Source organism: Annamia dubia NIES-4383 (assembly GCF_055394725.1).
This window is the reverse complement of sequence record NZ_AP025630.1, coordinates 3,348,314-3,364,990: the sequence shown is the minus strand read 5'-3', so window position 1 is coordinate 3,364,990 and position 16,677 is coordinate 3,348,314. Positions and strand designations below refer to the sequence as shown.

The 16,677-nt window shown below is 34.5% G+C and carries 18 protein-coding genes; 8 read left to right on the top strand and 10 right to left on the bottom strand.

Annotated features, from left to right (window positions below; all coding sequences use genetic code 11):
• The first annotated feature begins 224 nt into the window (after positions 1-224).
• The 8 genes from Anndu_RS15145 (at position 225) to urtE (ending at position 9,819) form a co-directional block, all read left to right on the top strand.
• Positions 225-1,691, top strand: coding sequence for a glycosyl hydrolase family 57 (locus tag Anndu_RS15145; protein WP_464101983.1), 1,467 nt, complete (start codon positions 225-227; stop codon positions 1,689-1,691).
• 173 nt (positions 1,692-1,864) lie between these two features.
• Positions 1,865-3,019, top strand: coding sequence for a transposase (locus tag Anndu_RS15140; protein ID WP_464101982.1), 1,155 nt, complete (start codon positions 1,865-1,867; stop codon positions 3,017-3,019).
• Between the two features lie 47 nt (positions 3,020-3,066).
• Positions 3,067-4,050 carry a GntR family transcriptional regulator gene (locus tag Anndu_RS15135; protein ID WP_464101981.1) on the top strand — a complete coding sequence of 328 codons (984 nt, stop codon included), beginning with the start codon at positions 3,067-3,069 and terminating at the stop codon, positions 4,048-4,050.
• A 306-nt stretch (positions 4,051-4,356) separates the two neighbouring features.
• Positions 4,357-5,673, top strand: a complete 1,317-nt coding sequence (gene urtA, locus Anndu_RS15130) for an urea ABC transporter substrate-binding protein (protein WP_464101980.1) — start codon at positions 4,357-4,359, stop codon at positions 5,671-5,673.
• Between the two features lie 92 nt (positions 5,674-5,765).
• Positions 5,766-6,953 carry an urea ABC transporter permease subunit UrtB gene (gene urtB / locus Anndu_RS15125; RefSeq protein ID WP_464101979.1) on the top strand — a complete coding sequence of 396 codons (1,188 nt, stop codon included), beginning with the start codon at positions 5,766-5,768 and terminating at the stop codon, positions 6,951-6,953.
• Positions 6,954-7,153: 200 nt separating this feature from the next.
• Positions 7,154-8,311, top strand: coding sequence for an urea ABC transporter permease subunit UrtC (gene urtC, locus Anndu_RS15120; protein ID WP_464101978.1), 1,158 nt, complete (start codon positions 7,154-7,156; stop codon positions 8,309-8,311).
• On the top strand, positions 8,301-9,065 hold the full coding sequence (gene urtD, locus Anndu_RS15115; protein WP_464101977.1) for an urea ABC transporter ATP-binding protein UrtD: 765 nt from the start codon (positions 8,301-8,303) through the stop codon (positions 9,063-9,065). The genes urtC and urtD overlap by 11 nt, the downstream gene beginning before the upstream one ends.
• 52 nt (positions 9,066-9,117) lie before the next feature.
• A complete protein-coding gene (urtE, locus tag Anndu_RS15110) occupies positions 9,118-9,819 on the top strand; it encodes an urea ABC transporter ATP-binding subunit UrtE (protein ID WP_464104121.1) in 702 nt (233 codons plus the stop codon).
• Between the two features lie 42 nt (positions 9,820-9,861).
• Here the strand turns inward: urtE and pgsA are convergent, their stop codons facing one another.
• The 10 genes from pgsA to Anndu_RS15060 form a co-directional block, all read right to left on the bottom strand.
• Positions 9,862-10,401: a CDP-diacylglycerol--glycerol-3-phosphate 3-phosphatidyltransferase gene (gene pgsA, locus Anndu_RS15105; protein ID WP_464101976.1), complete on the bottom strand. Its 540-nt coding sequence runs from the start codon at positions 10,399-10,401 to the stop codon at positions 9,862-9,864.
• 118 nt (positions 10,402-10,519) lie between these two features.
• Positions 10,520-10,639: a photosystem II reaction center protein J gene (locus Anndu_RS15100; protein WP_464101975.1), complete on the bottom strand. Its 120-nt coding sequence runs from the start codon at positions 10,637-10,639 to the stop codon at positions 10,520-10,522.
• Between the two features lie 51 nt (positions 10,640-10,690).
• Complete coding sequence (locus Anndu_RS15095; RefSeq protein WP_464101974.1) at positions 10,691-10,810, bottom strand: photosystem II reaction center protein L; 120 nt, start codon at positions 10,808-10,810, stop codon at positions 10,691-10,693.
• A gap of 25 nt (positions 10,811-10,835) precedes the next feature.
• Complete coding sequence (psbF, locus tag Anndu_RS15090; RefSeq protein ID WP_464101973.1) at positions 10,836-10,964, bottom strand: cytochrome b559 subunit beta; 129 nt, start codon at positions 10,962-10,964, stop codon at positions 10,836-10,838.
• Between the two features lie 65 nt (positions 10,965-11,029).
• The gene (psbE, locus tag Anndu_RS15085; protein WP_464101972.1) at positions 11,030-11,275 is read right to left on the bottom strand and encodes a cytochrome b559 subunit alpha; all 246 of its coding nucleotides are present in this window, start codon (positions 11,273-11,275) and stop codon (positions 11,030-11,032) included.
• A gap of 116 nt (positions 11,276-11,391) precedes the next feature.
• Complete coding sequence (locus Anndu_RS15080; RefSeq protein WP_464101971.1) at positions 11,392-12,396, bottom strand: photosynthesis system II assembly factor Ycf48; 1,005 nt, start codon at positions 12,394-12,396, stop codon at positions 11,392-11,394.
• Between the two features lie 49 nt (positions 12,397-12,445).
• On the bottom strand, positions 12,446-12,793 hold the full coding sequence (locus Anndu_RS15075; RefSeq protein WP_464101970.1) for a rubredoxin: 348 nt from the start codon (positions 12,791-12,793) through the stop codon (positions 12,446-12,448).
• A gap of 95 nt (positions 12,794-12,888) precedes the next feature.
• Positions 12,889-13,725, bottom strand: coding sequence for a DUF4344 domain-containing metallopeptidase (locus Anndu_RS15070; RefSeq protein WP_464101969.1), 837 nt, complete (start codon positions 13,723-13,725; stop codon positions 12,889-12,891).
• 199 nt (positions 13,726-13,924) lie between these two features.
• Complete coding sequence (locus Anndu_RS15065; RefSeq protein WP_464101968.1) at positions 13,925-15,118, bottom strand: HhoA/HhoB/HtrA family serine endopeptidase; 1,194 nt, start codon at positions 15,116-15,118, stop codon at positions 13,925-13,927.
• 313 nt (positions 15,119-15,431) lie between these two features.
• On the bottom strand, positions 15,432-16,565 hold the full coding sequence (locus Anndu_RS15060) for a glycosyltransferase family 4 protein (protein ID WP_464101967.1): 1,134 nt from the start codon (positions 16,563-16,565) through the stop codon (positions 15,432-15,434).
• Between the last annotated feature and the right edge of the window lie 112 nt (positions 16,566-16,677).

Below are 16,677 nucleotides of genomic sequence, written 5' to 3'. Positions count from 1 at the left end.
TTAATACTCAAGAATAGTTGACAATTAATTTTTTAATTGCCAATTGTGTGAGTAATTAATCACCAGTTCTTAACAACTCTTATTAAAACTTAAACATTAAGTAAATCAGATTATGGTATAAATTGACATGAGCAGAATTTCCTCAAATTATTAGTAAGAAAGTCAAAAAAAAAAGGAAATTCTAGGAAAATATACTTATTATTTAGAATTATTAGGACAATTTTATGGTCGCAACTTTATCGTCTCCAAAAGTAACATTAAACTTACCCAGTATTTGTGGGAAAGAAGCAGAAATTAACGCTATTGTTAACCACAATGAACCCATATTTTTAAAGCAATCTAATCTTAACTTAAATAATATTAAATCAGGTTTTGCCTGTGCTTTACATATGCACCAACCCACCATCCCAGCCGGCCAAAATGGTGCTTTGATCTGTAATCTTCAACATATGTTTGAAAACCAAGGCCAGGGCGATAATCATAATGCTTCGGTTTTTGCATGGTGTTATAGTCGTATGGGCGATTTTATTCCTGAATTGGTAGAAAAAGGCTTAAATCCTCGCATTATGTTAGATTATTCTGGTAATCTTTTGTGGGGTTTAGAGCAGATGGGACGTAGTGATATTATTGAAACCCTCAGAACAATTACTTGTAATCCTCAGTATCAACCTTATGTAGAATGGTTGGGTACAATGTGGAGTCATGCGGTAGCCCCTTCAACTCCGATCCCCGATCTCAAACTTCAGATCGTGGCTTGGCAACATCATTTTGCGGAAATTTTCGGCGTTGAAGCCTTAAAACGGGTTAAGGGTTTTTCTCCGCCGGAAATGCACTTACCTAACCATCCTGATACCCTTTACGAATACATTAAAGCTTTAAAAGAATGCGGTTATCGTTGGTTATTAGTACAGGAACACTCCGTAGAACGTCTTGATGGTGGGGATTTATACCATGATGATAAATATGTACCAAATAAATTAATCGCGCGTAACTGTAAAGGTGAAGTAATTAGTATTACCGCTTTAATTAAAACTCAAGGCTCGGATACTAAGTTAGTTGCACAGATGCAACCCTATTATGAGGCAAAAAGCCGTGGCCGTCAAAAAATCGGTAATGTGGAAGTGCCTTGCTGTGTGTCTCAGATCGCCGATGGTGAAAATGGCGGTGTGATGATGAATGAGTTTCCGGGGGGCTATCTTCCGGCATGGGAACTGATCAAAAATGATCCCAGTGTGGTTGGTTTTAATGGTACGGAATACATTGAATTATTAGAGGCTAATGGAGTTAATCCAGAGGATTATCCTACTTGTCAAGCCAAATGTCAGAGTAAAATTTGGAAAAAAGTTGATCCCAATAACTCTACTACTGAGGCCGTTGAAAGCGCGATCGCTGAGTTAAAAGCCACTGATTATCAGTTTCACATGGATGGTGCATCATGGACAGATAACTTAAGTTGGGTACATGGTTATGAAAATGTCCTTGAACCCATGAATAAACTGAGCGCGATGTTCCATGAAAAATATGATGGTTTAGTAGCCTCTGATTCCTCTGTTACACAACGTCAAGATTATCAAGAGGCCTTACTTTATAATATGTTAGTGCAAACCAGTTGTTTCCGTTATTGGGGGCAAGGTACATGGACAGACTATGCGCGTGAATTATATCGTAGGGGCGAAAATTTAGTTAAATAGTTTTAAATTGATCAAAGGAGGGGTCAGCGGCCGTTGACCCCTCCTTTGATCTTCGGTCTTGTCATTTTTTTCAGTTAGGATAACTAATTTATGTTAGGATTGATTTGATCATTTAATAATGATTGATCAGCGATCGCATTAGGCAAAGGTAAATCAAAATGTGTCCCAAAAAATTGTCAGAATCAGATAAAAAAGAAATACTTGAACTTTATCGTAATACGCCGGAGACTACCTCAACTCTAGCACTTCGCTATGATGTAAGTAGTTCTACCGTTAGTCGTCTGTTGAAAAAAAATCTTTCCGATCAAGAATATGAGGATCTCATTCAAGAAAAAAGGCTAGGTCGTACCCAAAAACCGATCGAACAATTAGCTTTAAGTTTACCAGATTCTGAGGGTGATGATCAAGAATTAATGGAGTCACAATTGCTTTCTGAACAAGAAATTGCTGATCGCATTTCTGCCTATTCTTCTATTTTAGAGGAAGAACAAATTAATCTTAAAGAACCCTTAGAAGATAAGCCAATTATATCAGAAATTACGCCGATTGATGAGGGTTTCACTGAGGAAGAAGAAACACAATTTGAGGAGGAAGAAAATAAAGAATTAATCAATGATTTTGAAGAAGAAAGTAGTGAAGATTTTGAGACTAATTCTAGTTTAATTAGAAGAAGAAAAAGACGATCATCTTCAGTCGTTTCTGAAGCTTTTGCTGAGGAAATTTTAGCGGAAAATAATCGCAAAAATGCCCAAGCTCAATTAATAGAAATTAACCAAAATCAATTAATTGAATCTTCCCAATCATTGGATTTAGATGAAGATGATTTAGAGGATGATTCTGCGATGAGTCATGAGACTGTCTTGGCCTTACAAGAGTTTTTAGGAGAGGAATTAGAGGATCCAGATGATGAGTTAGATGATGAAGAATTGGATGATGAAGAATTAGATGAACAGGAGGAAATTGAGTCAATTAAAATTAAAAATAAACTTAATTTTGGTGGTATTAAACAAGGTACTTTAAGTATTTTTCCTTTGGAAAAAGCTTCATTTCCTCGTACTTGTTATATCGTAGTTGATCGAGCTTCTGAATTGATTACTAGACCTTTACAAGATTTTCGGGAATTAGGGTTAATTCCACCTGAAGAATTTGCTCAAAAAACTTTACCTATTTTTGAAAATCATCGAGTTGCTCGGCGTTTTTCTAAACGCAAAGAAAGAGTTATTAAAATTCCTGATGGTAAAATGTTGAAAAAAACTTGTCCCCATCTTGCTTCTAAAGGTATTACTCGATTAATTCTTGATGGTCAAGTCTACTCTTTAAATAATTGATAAATAACAAATAAAGAATAATAAATAAAGGATAACCAATAATATTTATGGTGGACTTTCACATTCAAACAGATAGCGATATTCCGGCCTCAAAACAACTTTTTGATCAAATTCAATTTGCGATTGCCTCGCGCCAATATCCCCCCGGCCACCGTTTACCGAGTACCAGACAGTTGGCCATGATTACGAAATTACATCGTAATACCATTAGTAAGGTTTATCGTCAACTGGAAGAAACAGGCCTTGTGGAGTCACAGGCCGGCTCCGGTATTTATGTGAAAGCCCAAGGCCATGAAGGGGGGACGCATTTGGGATCACCTATTTTAACCCAGTATCCCACCGCTAGTAAATTAGTACAACAAAGCCTAGATCAACTGCTAACGGAGGGCTTTACCCTCACCCAAGCCAGAGAATTATTTTTAGCGGAAATAGACTGGCGTTTAAGATGTAGTGCAAGGGTATTAGTAACCGTACCGCAAGGGGATCTAGGGGCTGGAGAGTTGATGGTTAAAGAATTAGAACAATCTTTGGGTATTCCGGTACAATTAGTGCCAATGGAAGAATTAAACGATGTTTTGGATAAAACCCATTCAGGTACGGTTGTTACCAGTCGTTATTTCATCGGAAAGGCTGAAGAAATGGCCGCCCCCAAGTCAGTGCGCGTTATTCCCATTGATATTTATGATTATGCCAAAGAAATTGATTTAGTGACCAAATTACCTAAAGATAGTTGTTTAGGAGTAGTGAGCTTGAGTAAGGGCATTTTAAATGTGGCGGAAATTATTTTCCATAGTTTAAGAGGGGATGATATTTTAGTGATGACTGCCCAAGCAACGGATCATCATAAGGTTAATGCTGTCATCAGAACATCTCAAACTATTTTTTGTGATGGTGCGAGTTATGATCTTGTCAAAGAAGCCGTTTTAGATGCCAGAGATCAATTAATTCGTCATCCTGAAATTATCCGTTGTGAGAATTATATCGGAATTAAATCTATTAATTTATTAAAAAGAGAATTAGGTTTAGGATAATTTCAGTTACAAGTTAACAGTTCCCAGTAGGTAAATACAGATAATTTTTAAGATTTCATTAAGGCTGAAGCCTTATGCTACAAAAACAAAGTCTGCCGAACCCTTCAGGGTTTTGGCTATAGTTTATTTTTTGTAATATTTTTTACATTTTAAAGTTTATTTTCTGAAAATTTATTCCTGAAAAAATTTAACAAAAATACATATCAAAAACAATGTATTCTTTGATACATTTTATTGAAACATAATTGCTTATAGTTAAAACCTACTTTAAAGATTTTTCAACAAATAACAATACAAATAAACACTATGGGCAATCTAGGCAGACGTAAATTTTTACTCTATAGTTCCGCCGCATTGGGAACAAGTTTATTATTAAAAGGTTGTGGTCAAAATGCAACTGAAACTAATACCCAAAGTCCTACTCAAACAAGCAGTCCATCCCCTTCTGCTTCTCCTGTTGGTGATGGGATCAAAGTGGGAATTTTGCATTCTTTAAGTGGGACAATGGCTATTAGTGAACAAACCGTTGTTGATGCGGAATTATTAGCAATTAAAGAAATTAATGCTAGTGGTGGCGTATTAGGAAAACAAATTATTCCTATTAAAGAAGATGGCGCTTCTAACTGGGATACTTTCAAAGAAAAAGCCGAAAAATTAATTGATCAAGATAAGGTTGCGACTGTTTTTGGTTGTTGGACTTCCGCTAGTCGTACCGCCGTTTTACCTATCTTTGAAAGTAAAAATCATATGTTATGGTATCCCGTGCAATATGAAGGTCAAGAATGTTCTAAAAACATATTTTATACCGGAGCCGCCCCTAATCAACAAATTGAACCTGCGGTTGATTGGTTATTAGAAAATAAGGGTAAAAAATTCTTTTTAGTTGGTTCAGATTACATTTTTCCTCGTACTGCTAATAATATTATTACTGAACAATTAAAAGCTAAAGGAGGAGAAGTTGTAGGTGAAGATTATTTACCTTTAGGAAATGTTGAAGTAACTGCAATTATTACTAAAATTAAGACTGCTTTACCTGATGGTGGTGTGATATTTAATACCCTTAATGGTGATAGTAATGTTGCCTTTTTTAAACAGATGCAAGGGTCTGGTTTAACTGCTGACAAATACCCTGTGATGTCTGTTAGTATTGCCGAGGAAGAAGTTAAACAAATCGGTAAAGAATTTTTAATTGGTCACTATGCGGCTTGGAATTATTTTCAAACAGTTGATACTCCTGAAAATAAGAAATGGGTTGAAGATTTCAAAAAAGAATATGGGGCTGAAAGAGTTACCAACGATCCAATGGAAGCCGCTTATATCATGGTTTATTTATGGAAACAAGCAGTAGAAAAAGCCGGAACTTATGAAGATTTAGAAAAGATTAGAGCGGCGGCGATCGGTCAAACTTTTCAAGCTCCTGAAGGCTTAGTTACCATGAATTCTAATCATCATATTTCTAAAACTGTACGCATCGGACAAGTAAGAGATGATGGTTTATTTGATATAGTTTGGTCTACTGATAAACCCGTTGATCCCGTACCTTGGAATCAATTTGTACCTGCTACAAAAGGTTATTCTTGTGACTGGAGTGACCCCAAAAAAGGCGGTAAATTTAAGTTATAAATTATTAGTCATTGGTGATTGGTCATTAGTCATTTGTTACCTATCAGCTATTAATTATCCATTATCAATTATCAATTATCAATTATTAATTAATGTCATTATTTTTTGAAAGTTTATTTAATGGAATTAGTCAAGGTTCAGTATTATTAATTTCCGCTTTAGGTTTAGCAATTGTTTTTGGTTTAATGGGTGTAATTAACTTAGCTCATGGTGAGTTAATGATGCTCGGTGCTTATACAACTTTTGTGATACAAAATCTATTTCAACCTTTAGGTGAACCTTGGTTTAATTTATATTTTATTGTTGCTATTCCCTGTGCTTTTGTAATTTCAGCACTCACAGGATTTTTATTAGAAAAAGAGGTCATTCGTTATCTTTATGGGCGACCTTTAGAAACTCTTTTAGCCACTTGGGGAGTTAGTTTAATTCTTATTCAATTTGTGAGAAGTTTAAACTGGGCTTTAATGATCGGTGTAATTATCTTTTTCTTGCGTCAAGTTATTGTTAAAATTTTTCAATTAATTTATGAGAAAAATTTTGATCAAATTTCGCCAAAAGTTAACAATTTAATTAAAAAATTAACCTTGCCTGTGGGGGCAGTTCTAAGTTTAGGAATAATTGCCATTCTTAATTATTCAAAACAGCCTTTTTTAACAAAAGTTTGGTTTGGTGCTGTTAATTTAAACGTGACTGCTCCCGCATGGTTAAGAAGTCCAATTAAAGTTCCGGGCTTAGATTTTAATATCTCATCAAGTCGGATTTTTATTGTTAGTTTAACTGTCATTTGTATCGCTGTAATTTATTGGTTTTTAAACTATTCTAACTGGGGTTTACGCATTAGATCAGTGACCCAAAACCGCACGATGAGTGCTTGTTTAGGCATTCCAACTCGACAGGTTGATGCTTTTACTTTTGCGATCGGATCGGGTTTAGCGGGAATAGCAGGATGTGCGATCACTTTGCTAGGTTCAGTAGGCCCAAATACCGGACAAAATTATATAGTTGATGCTTTTATGGTGGTAGTAGTTGGAGGGGTTGGCAACTTATTTGGTACGGTAGTTGCGGCCATCGGAATTGGCACAATAGATTACTTATTAAGTTCTCAAACTATTGTCGCATTATTAACCCCAATTACTGCTTTAAAACCTTTAACCGATGTGTTTACATTTTTCTCAACTACTACTATGTCAAAAGTAATGGTTTTTATCTTAATTATTAGCTTTTTACAAATTAAACCTGCTGGTATTTTCCCCCAAAAAGGTAGAACCGCAGAATTATAGTGCTAGGTACAAGTAATAAATAATAAATGATAAGTATAGCTTTAAAATCAAAGTTAGTTCACTTTAGTGAACGATAACTATTAGCCTTGAAATTCATTTCAAGGCGATCTATTAAATCAAAATAATCTTTAGAATTAATTGCCAAAATATTAAAAAGATAAGATGCCTGTTTTACTCATAATTTTAGATATTAAACAATAATGGAAACAACAATTAATCATCAAAAAAATAAACAAAAATTAATCATTGAAGGGGCAATTATAATCGGCTTAACTTTAATTTTTTCCCTAATTATGCCCCTGATTTTAGAACCTTTTAGACTTAAATTATTAGGGCGTTTTTTAGCTTTAGGAATTGCGGCTTTAGGAATTGATTTAATTTGGGGTTATACGGGCTTATTAAGTTTAGGTCATGGTATCTTTTTTGCATTAGGTGGATATGCCCTCGCCATGCACATGAAATTACAAATTCCTCAAGGCCAAATACCCGATTTTTTTACCCTTTATGGTGTCACAGAATTGCCTTTTTTCTGGAAACCTTTTGGCTCTTTTCCCTTTACTTTAATTGCTATTTTTATTATTCCTGCTATTACCGCCGGAATTTTAGGTTATTTAGTATTTAGAAACCGCATTAAAGGGGTTTATTTTTCGATTTTAACTCAGGCCGCTTTATTAGTCTTTTTTAACTTTTTTAATGGTCAACAAAAGTTAATTAATGGTACTAATGGATTAAAAACTGATACGGATACAATTTTAGGAATGGTAGCCGGATCAAATCAATCTCAATTTATCTTTTATCAATTAACAATTTTAGGAATTATTGTTAGTTATTTACTCTGTCGGTGGCTCACTAGCGGACGTTTTGGAAGGCTATTAATTGCGATTCGAGATGATGAAATGAGGTTGCGTTTTTCCGGTTATGATCCTACCCCTTTTAAAGTATTAGTTTTTGCTATTTCAGGGGCGATTGCAGGGATAGCGGGTTCACTTTATACAATCCAAAGCGGTTTAATTACGCCTGAAAGCATGAAAGTCGCCTTTTCCATTGAAATGGTCATTTGGGTTGCAGTAGGCGGTAGAGGCACTTTAATTGGGGCAATTATCGGAGCATTATTAGTTAATTTCGGGAGCAGTTTATTCAGTGAAAAATTCCCAGAAATTTGGCTATTTTTTCAGGGAGCATTATTTTTAATTGTAGTAACAGTTTTACCCGATGGTATTGTCGGTTGGCTCAAAAATTCTGGTATTAATTTAATTAAAAATCTCTTGGGAATTAAACCTCCTGTAGTGGCATTTCCTGAAATAGTAGAAAACCCTGAAATTTTAGAAGAAAAGGAAGAATTTACCCATGACAAATAATCAGAAAAATAACATTTTAGAAATTAATAATTTAACCGTTAGTTTTGATGGTTTTAAAGCTTTAAATAACCTTAATTTTAGTATTGAAAAAGGGGAATTAAGGGTAATTATTGGGCCTAATGGAGCAGGAAAAACTACCTTTTTAGATATTATTACGGGCAAAGTTAAACCAACGGTGGGAGAAGTATTTTTTAAAGGTAAAAATTTAAGAAAATTCTCTGAACATCAAATTGCTAGATTAGGGATCGGCCGTAAATTTCAAACTCCGAGAATTTACCTTAATTTAACAGTTAGAGAAAACTTAGATTTAACAGTAAATCCTCAAAAAAATGTCTTTAAAACCCTCTTTAATCCTGTTAAAAATAACGAAAAAAGAACGGTGGCCGGATTATTAGAAACCATCGGCTTAACTGCTAAAGCGCAATTAAAAGCGGATCTGTTATCTCATGGTGAAAAACAACGCTTAGAAATTGGGATGTTAGTAGCACAATCCCCTGATTTATTATTAGTAGATGAACCCGTGGCTGGGCTAACAGATGAAGAAACGGAAAATGTTGGTGCATTATTATTAGAATTGGCTCAAAGTCATTCTATTATTGTGATTGAACATGATATGGAATTTGTGCGCCAAATTGCTAAAAAAGTGACGGTTTTACATCAAGGTTCAGTATTATGTGAAGGCTCAATGGAGCAGATTCAAAATGATCCCAAAGTTATTGAAGTTTATTTAGGAGAAGAACAACAACATGATTAAAGATCAACCAATTAATAATAATTTAGAGGATAATTTAGAGCCAATTATTCCCATGTTAAACCTATCTAATTTGAATGTTTATTATGGGGAAAGTCATATTTTAAGAAGTGTGGACTTAAATATTTTTCCGGGGGAAATGGTTTGTTTAATTGGTAGGAATGGGGTGGGAAAAACAACCCTTTTAAAAACTATTATGGGCTTACTTAATTCCCGTACTGGTAATATTAATTTAGAGGGTAAAAATATTAATAAAATTAGCACGGATAAAAGGGCAAGATCGGGCATAGGATATGTTCCCCAAGGGAGGGAAATAATACCAAGAATTTCTGTGAAAGATAATCTTTTATTAGGGTTAGAAGCACAGCCTAAAGGTAGAAAAAAATCTGATATTATTCCCGATGAAATATTTGAACTTTTCCCTGTTTTAAAAACGATGTTAAACCGCATGGGCGGGGACTTAAGCGGAGGTCAACAACAACAATTAGCCATCGCAAGGGCTTTAATGGGAAAACCCCGTTTATTATTATTAGATGAACCCACCGAAGGCATCCAACCTTCAATTATTTTAGAAATAGAATCTGCGGTGAAAAAGATTATTAAAACCACAGGAATTTCTGTGTTATTAGTAGAACAACATTTGCATTTTGTTCGTCAAGCTGATCGCTATTATGCAATGCAAAAAGGGGGTATTGTTGCTACGGGAAATACTAATCAATTAAGTCAAGATGTGATCCAAAAATTTTTAGCAGTTTAATCAATTTTTTGATTTAATTTTCTTTAGTAAAACTGAATAAAATTAATTAGTGATAGTTTGGTTTTCTGTCGGGGGTAATAAATAAATTAACCCTGAAATAATAGTTAAAATGACAGAAAGCCAAAAACAAATTAAACTAATTTTAATCCAAATACCCATTAAGGGAGATATTAATAAGGCGATGGCAATAATTTGGGAAACTGTCTTTAATTTACCCCAAAAATTAGCCCCTTGGATGGTATTTTTACCTGATAAATTAGGATTAATACGCCAACCTGCAATGGTTAATTCTCTGGCTAAAATTAGAAACACTGCCCAGGCCGGAATTTGATTTAATTCTACTAGGGAAAGTAGGGGAGCAAGAACTAATAATTTATCAACTAAAGGGTCAAGAAATTTGCCTAATTCTGTTACTTGATCTAATTTTCTAGCTAAATATCCATCTAACCAATCTGTTAAGGATACAAGTAGAAAAATGATTAAAGCACTCCATCTTGTTTGTTGATTAGGATTGTTTAAAAGATATAAAATAAAGGGTATTCCTAATAATCGAGAAAAGGTAATCCAAGTAGGTAGATTCATAAATTTATTGATACTTATTTAAAATAGGAGATCATTAACAATTAAAGATAAAAGAGAAACCGGATTTCTAGCTAGAAATCCGGTTTCTCCAATTAATTAAAAAAGTTGAATCCAAATCTTACATTCCTGCGCCGATACCAGCGTAAGAACCATAAAAGAAGACTCCAACCACGGTTAAAGCCCCTAAACCAGCCACAACAGCCACGATCCAAAGGGGAATCCTTCCATCTGCAAACATAATCAAACCTCCTAAATTGCTCTTTGTCTTAAAATGAGTTAATAAATGGGATTAGTTAAAGAAATAACTAGAGAATAATACACCAAGTACAGCAATCAGAAGTAAACCTAAATACAAAGAAGTAAGGTTTAATTCAACGGGCTGTTTATTACGGTTGGGAGTTCTTTCCATATTTTTCCTTATGATGTCCTATTGTTTAGCGTTGAATAAATTGCATTGCGGCGATCGCACCTAAAAAGAAAACTGTAGGCACAGCTAAAGTATGGATCGCCAACCATCTTACGGTAAAGATGGGATAAGAAACAGGTTGATTTTGGGTTGCCATAAAAAAAATTATCCTTTGTCAGAGTTTACAAAATCAGAGTTTAGAAAAATTGATCAAGCAAAAAGTTATTTATTAAAGTTTTGAATTTGCTCATTAACTGTATAACGATCTTCAAGAATGGGTAATTCTAAACGATCTTCAGTGAAATATTGATCAGGGCGAGGAGTACCAAAAGCATCATAAGCTAATCCGGTACTAACAAATAACCATCCGGCCACGAATAACATCGGAATGGTAATGCTATGGATTACCCAGTAGCGAATACTGGTAATAATATCGGAAAATGGGCGTTCACCTGTTGTTCCTGCCATTAAACTTGTTCTCCTTTAGATTATTGATAATAAAAAGATGTTAAAATTCAGTTTACCTGATTAGAAACCTATTTTAAGCTTTTTTTTTTAATTGGTCATTACCGATTGATTACTGATTACTGATTAGCCTCAAGAGCTTGATAGTGCAGTAAAATACCTCTTTCACCCAAAATAAAGCCCTGATCAGGATTGATAAACTTAATATTTAAAAGGTTAGAAGGTACATTTTCAATTTCGAGATCTTTTTCCCAACTTTGACCGTGATCCGTACTTCTTAATAAAGTACCACTACCACCCACAACCCACATTTCATCAGGGGTGCGAGAAGCTAGATCCAGTAAACCCCAACTAGAACGGTCTTCGGGAGAAATATTTTTGTCCCATTTTTCCATGTCAACGGGATCACTAAATTGTAATTGACCACCCCTTGCTAACAGCCACATTCTACCATCATCTTCATAGCCCATATTTTGTAAACGGCGAGAAGAATTACGGTTATGGGGAGTCCATTGACTATCTCCGGGTTGCCATGTGGAATAAAAATTTCCGTTGGCAGATACGGCCACATATTTCCCGTCTTTAGCACGCTCGATATTACGGGCAACGCCCACTGCACCTTCTACTAAAGCTTTCCATGTTTTACCGTCATCGGTGGTTTTATAAATCGCACCGAGATCCGTCACCATTTCGGCTGTATGAGGCTCTAAAGCTAAAATACTATAGGGAGAGCCGGGTAATTGGGAACTTAAGAGAATGCGTGACCAATTTTGACCGCCATCCTCCGTATGTAATAATAAAGAGGGTTTACCAGTAATCCAACCTTCTTGGCCTTTAAAACTAACGGCCGTAAAATTGACCTTTTCATCTCCCAACTCTAGTACCTTTTGAGACCAAGTTTGACCACCATCTAAGGTTTCAAAAATGGTTTCCTTTGTCCCCACTAACCAACCATGTTGGCCATCATCGCTAAAAGCGACATCGGCAAAGGTAGAATCAGTATTTAAGTTTAAAACTTGCCAAGGATGAACGGTGGTTGCACTAACCTTCGTACAACTAATACAAAATAAAGTAATTGCGAGTAAAATGGCAATTTGTTTGAATTTTGTGAAAAATAAATTCATAAAAGATTGATCAAGGAGAATTGACAATTAATTAATTAATAATTAATTCTTAGTTAAGAGTATATAAACTTAGAAAAAAAATAATTCCTAAAGCTAGTGTGCCAAAAATCAAGAGATTTTTTTGTCCGGGAGTTAAACTATTAACTCCTAAACCATATTTGAGATTTTCCTCAAAACCGGAGGCCACGTTAGTGGCTTTGGTTTCAATAAATACTTTTTTACTAGCTCCACAAACAGGACAACGCCATGTTGAGGGTAAATCGCTAAATTGAGTATCAGGAGGAATATTATTTTTACTATCGCCTTTCGGGGGTTCATAAACGTAGCCACAAGCTCTACATTCATGCCAGATGGGGGCGAGTTCAGCGAGGGTTTTTTCAACGGGACGATCGCTCATGATCAGTCATTAAGCTAATCTTTAATAAATGGATATTAAAATTATCTCACAAATTGTGAACAGTGAACAATTGATTTTTTGCGCGAAAGTTTAGTTTATTTTAAATAAGGATTAATTAATGTCCACCAAGCATTTGATTTTTGGTTGTATTCATCCTCACATCTTTCGGCTCTTTCTACTGGTAAATATTCATCTTCTATAATGAAAGAAAATTCTTCAGGATTACTACCATAAATTAAACAAGCGGTATTATAAAATCGTTGGGAACTTAAAGAATGTTCATCCCAAAAAGTAAGATTTTCTAAATCATTTTGTTCGTCAACAGATTCGGATTCAAATTGAAACATTCCACTTAACAAACCCAATTTATCATCATAAAGATCAATTAAAATAATTGATGCAAAATTATCTACTGCGTCTTCTTCATTTCCCGTAATTGGTAGTTGATATTGATCAACTAAAGCATGACCTAATTCATGGAAAAAGGTAAAGGATGTTGCATCAATCACTTCATTGGTAAAATCTTCCTCCGTTTCAATATTATCTTCAAAGATTTTAAGATAATCTGCTAATAATTCATAACACATAGTAATCTTTAATTCTGATGGTGAATAATAAGCATTACTTTCATCACAAGAGGTGAAATTAACTTCAATATCATTGGGAAAAATTAAAGTATCATTCAAGTCTTGAATTAGCTGATCAAAATAACTGCTTTCTTCTAAAACTTGACGGATTTTTTCAAATTCTTGATCGCTACTTTGATCATAGGAAATCACCAGATCCCCTGTATCTTCTATTTCAATATTTTCCTGTGCTTTAACTGATGATAAAGGATTAAAACTAATTAAACTTAATACTATAGTAGAATAGGTAAAAATCTTACTAAATTTTGCTAAAAAATTGTAATTTTTACTTTTGCAATTGAACATGATCTGCAATCTCCTGAGAAATGATTAATCTAAATATAGCAATTTTTTTGACGATTAGTTCAGCTTTAGTTATTAGTAGTAAGACTTTTACAGTCTTTTTCCTAATAATTGATCTGCTATTAGCCCTTGAGAATTGCTATATTAACAATTAACTCTACTTAAAAGTAGAGTATTAAAAATAAGAAAAATTTATTTTTTATTAATTCGGAAATGGAGCAGGCCGCACTTTAAGAGTAAGATTTTTTTGACCTCGAATGATTTGCACTTCTAGCTTTTCTCCGATTTTACTTAATTCTACTTGTTGTTGTACATCGGTTGATGTTTTAACTATTTGATCACCAACTTTTAAGATTAAATCTCCTACTTTAAAACCTGCTTTTTGAGCGGGAGATGTTTTTACTACTTTAACAACTAAAATTCCTTCTTTTATTTTAAGATTGTTTAATTTTAATTGTTTTAAAGTTTCTTGTAATTCTAAATTTTCTTGCCAATTCTTACTAAGATTAATCATGTGAATGCCCAAATAGGGATGCTGTGCCTTTCCTTTAGTTAAAATTTGTTGGGCAATATTTTGAGCAGTTTGAATTGGTATGGCAAAACCTAATCCTTGGGCATTGGGGCGAATGGCGGTATTTATGCCGATCACTTGCCCTAATGCGTTTAAAAGTGGGCCTCCTGAGTTGCCCGGATTGATGGCCGCATCTGTTTGAATAAATTTAACTCTTTTATCTGGCACTCCTACTTCACTGCTGGTGCGATCTAAGGCGCTGATAATGCCCACGGTGACGGTATGATCCAAGCCCATCGGATTGCCGATCGCCACCACCCACTCCCCTGGAATTAAATCTTGAGTGTTGGCAAAAGGGGGAATGGGCAAATTTTTCGCTTCAATTTTGACGACTGCAATATCCGTCATTTGATCAATACCCATTACTTTTCCGGCAAAAGTGTTGCCATTGTTGAGGGTGACGGTAACAGTTTGCGCCCCTTCCACCACATGGGCATTAGTTAAAATTTGTCCATCTTCACTCAGAATAAGACCCGATCCCGTTCCGGCCTGAAATTGAGGTTTAGGAGTCTCTCCATCTTTGAAAAAATCATCAAAAAAGGGTTTACCAAAGGGGTTTAAAAGGTTTTCCGATATTTCTCGTGCTGAGTCAATTCTGACTACGCTAGGCCCAACCATTTGTACGGCTTTTGCAATAAAATTAAAACGAGGATTGTCTTTTGTTGAATCATTTTCTACAAATAAAGGGGAGTTGATACTTACTGGAACGGCTTGATTTTGTGAGTTATAATGCTTAAGAAAAAAACCATGAGTTATACCACCTAAAGCACTTCCAAGAATAATTAAACCTAAATAAAAGGCAAATTCTTTAATTGATTTTTTCATAAATTTGTGATTGGGTAACAATTGGTTAATTAGATCTAAAAAGAAGAAAATATTTTAATTTTTTTTTATTTTTAATCTTTTACTTTTAAGTATTTTTAGTAGATGTCATTATGTTTCTTCAATTTTAACTTAACTTAATTAAAATAATAAAAATTTCTAATTTGGGAGCGAAATATTTGCTTTGACTCTTGATCAATCTAGGGCTAAAACCCTCTCATTTCTAAAGAGAGGGTCTTTTTTTCTAGTTGGTGAACCTGAAAAATTTTAAACAAGTTAAACAATTAATCATTAATTATTTAATATTAACTGATAATTAAGCTACTTTTAAGAGAGAATTATCGTTTAAAATTTGTTGGTAATAGTTTTTTAATTGTAAAGTTGCTTCAGTCCAACTCCATTTTTCAGCTTCAATCCTCGCATTTTGACGTAAAATTTCTTTTTCATTCTGAGCCTCTAATAAGCGCTGAGTGGCTCTGATCGCCCCTTGAGGATCATCAGGCTCAAATAAATAACCATTGACTCCATCGGTTACAATATCAGGAATACCGCCAGAATTAGCCGCTACCACCGGACAACCGGCCGCCATTGCTTCTAATAAAACTAAGCCTAAAGTTTCGGTGCGGGAAGGAAAAACAAAAGCATCCGCACTGGCAAAAGCAGAGGCTAATTCTAAGCCCTGTAAATACCCTACAAAATGAGTATTTGTCCCTTCAAAATGTTTTTGTAAATTTTCTCGATGGGGCCCATCTCCCACTAAGGCTAAACGGGCTTGGGGAATAGCCTCTAAAACGGGTTTAATTTCTTCGATTTGTTTTTCGGCGGATAATCTCCCCACATATAACAATAATGGCTCTTTTGGATGATTTTGAGATAGACGATTGCGCATTTTTTCTGAGCTTAAGTGAGGCATAAACATTTCCGTATCTACCCCTCTTTGCCAAAGATCTAATCTTTCAATGCCATGATTTCTTAATTCTTCTACCATTGCAGTGGAGGTACATAAGTTTAATTGTGCTTGATTATGTGCTAATTTCAGTAATTCCCACAAAACAGGCTCTAATTTTGGTAAACCATAATGTTTTAAATATTGAGGCAAATGGGTATGATATGAGGCAATTAAAGGAATATTTAACTGTTTTGCATAGTAAATACCTCCTGCTCCTAAAACGGCGGGGTTGACAACATGAATTAAATCAGGTTTAAATTGTTGTAATTTGCGTTTAAGAGAAGGACGGGGAAAAGCTAATTTTAATTCGGGATATAGGGGAAAAGGAATTGCAGAAACACCATAAATTTCTGCTCCTTTATGTTCTTTTAAACCGCCTTCGGGACAAAAAATTAAAACTCGATCGCCGTTGCGTTGTAAGTGTTCAACGGTATGACGTAAACGGGTAACAATGCCATCAATTTTTGGTAAAAAAGTTTCAGTAAAAAGAGCAATTTTCATATAAGATTTTAAGTTTTATTGATCATACTGATCCTTAATTATAAAAGAGATAGTAACAAAATTAAACTAAGATTAGATTAAAATTTTTTTGACTTTATTATTAATTTTTTTT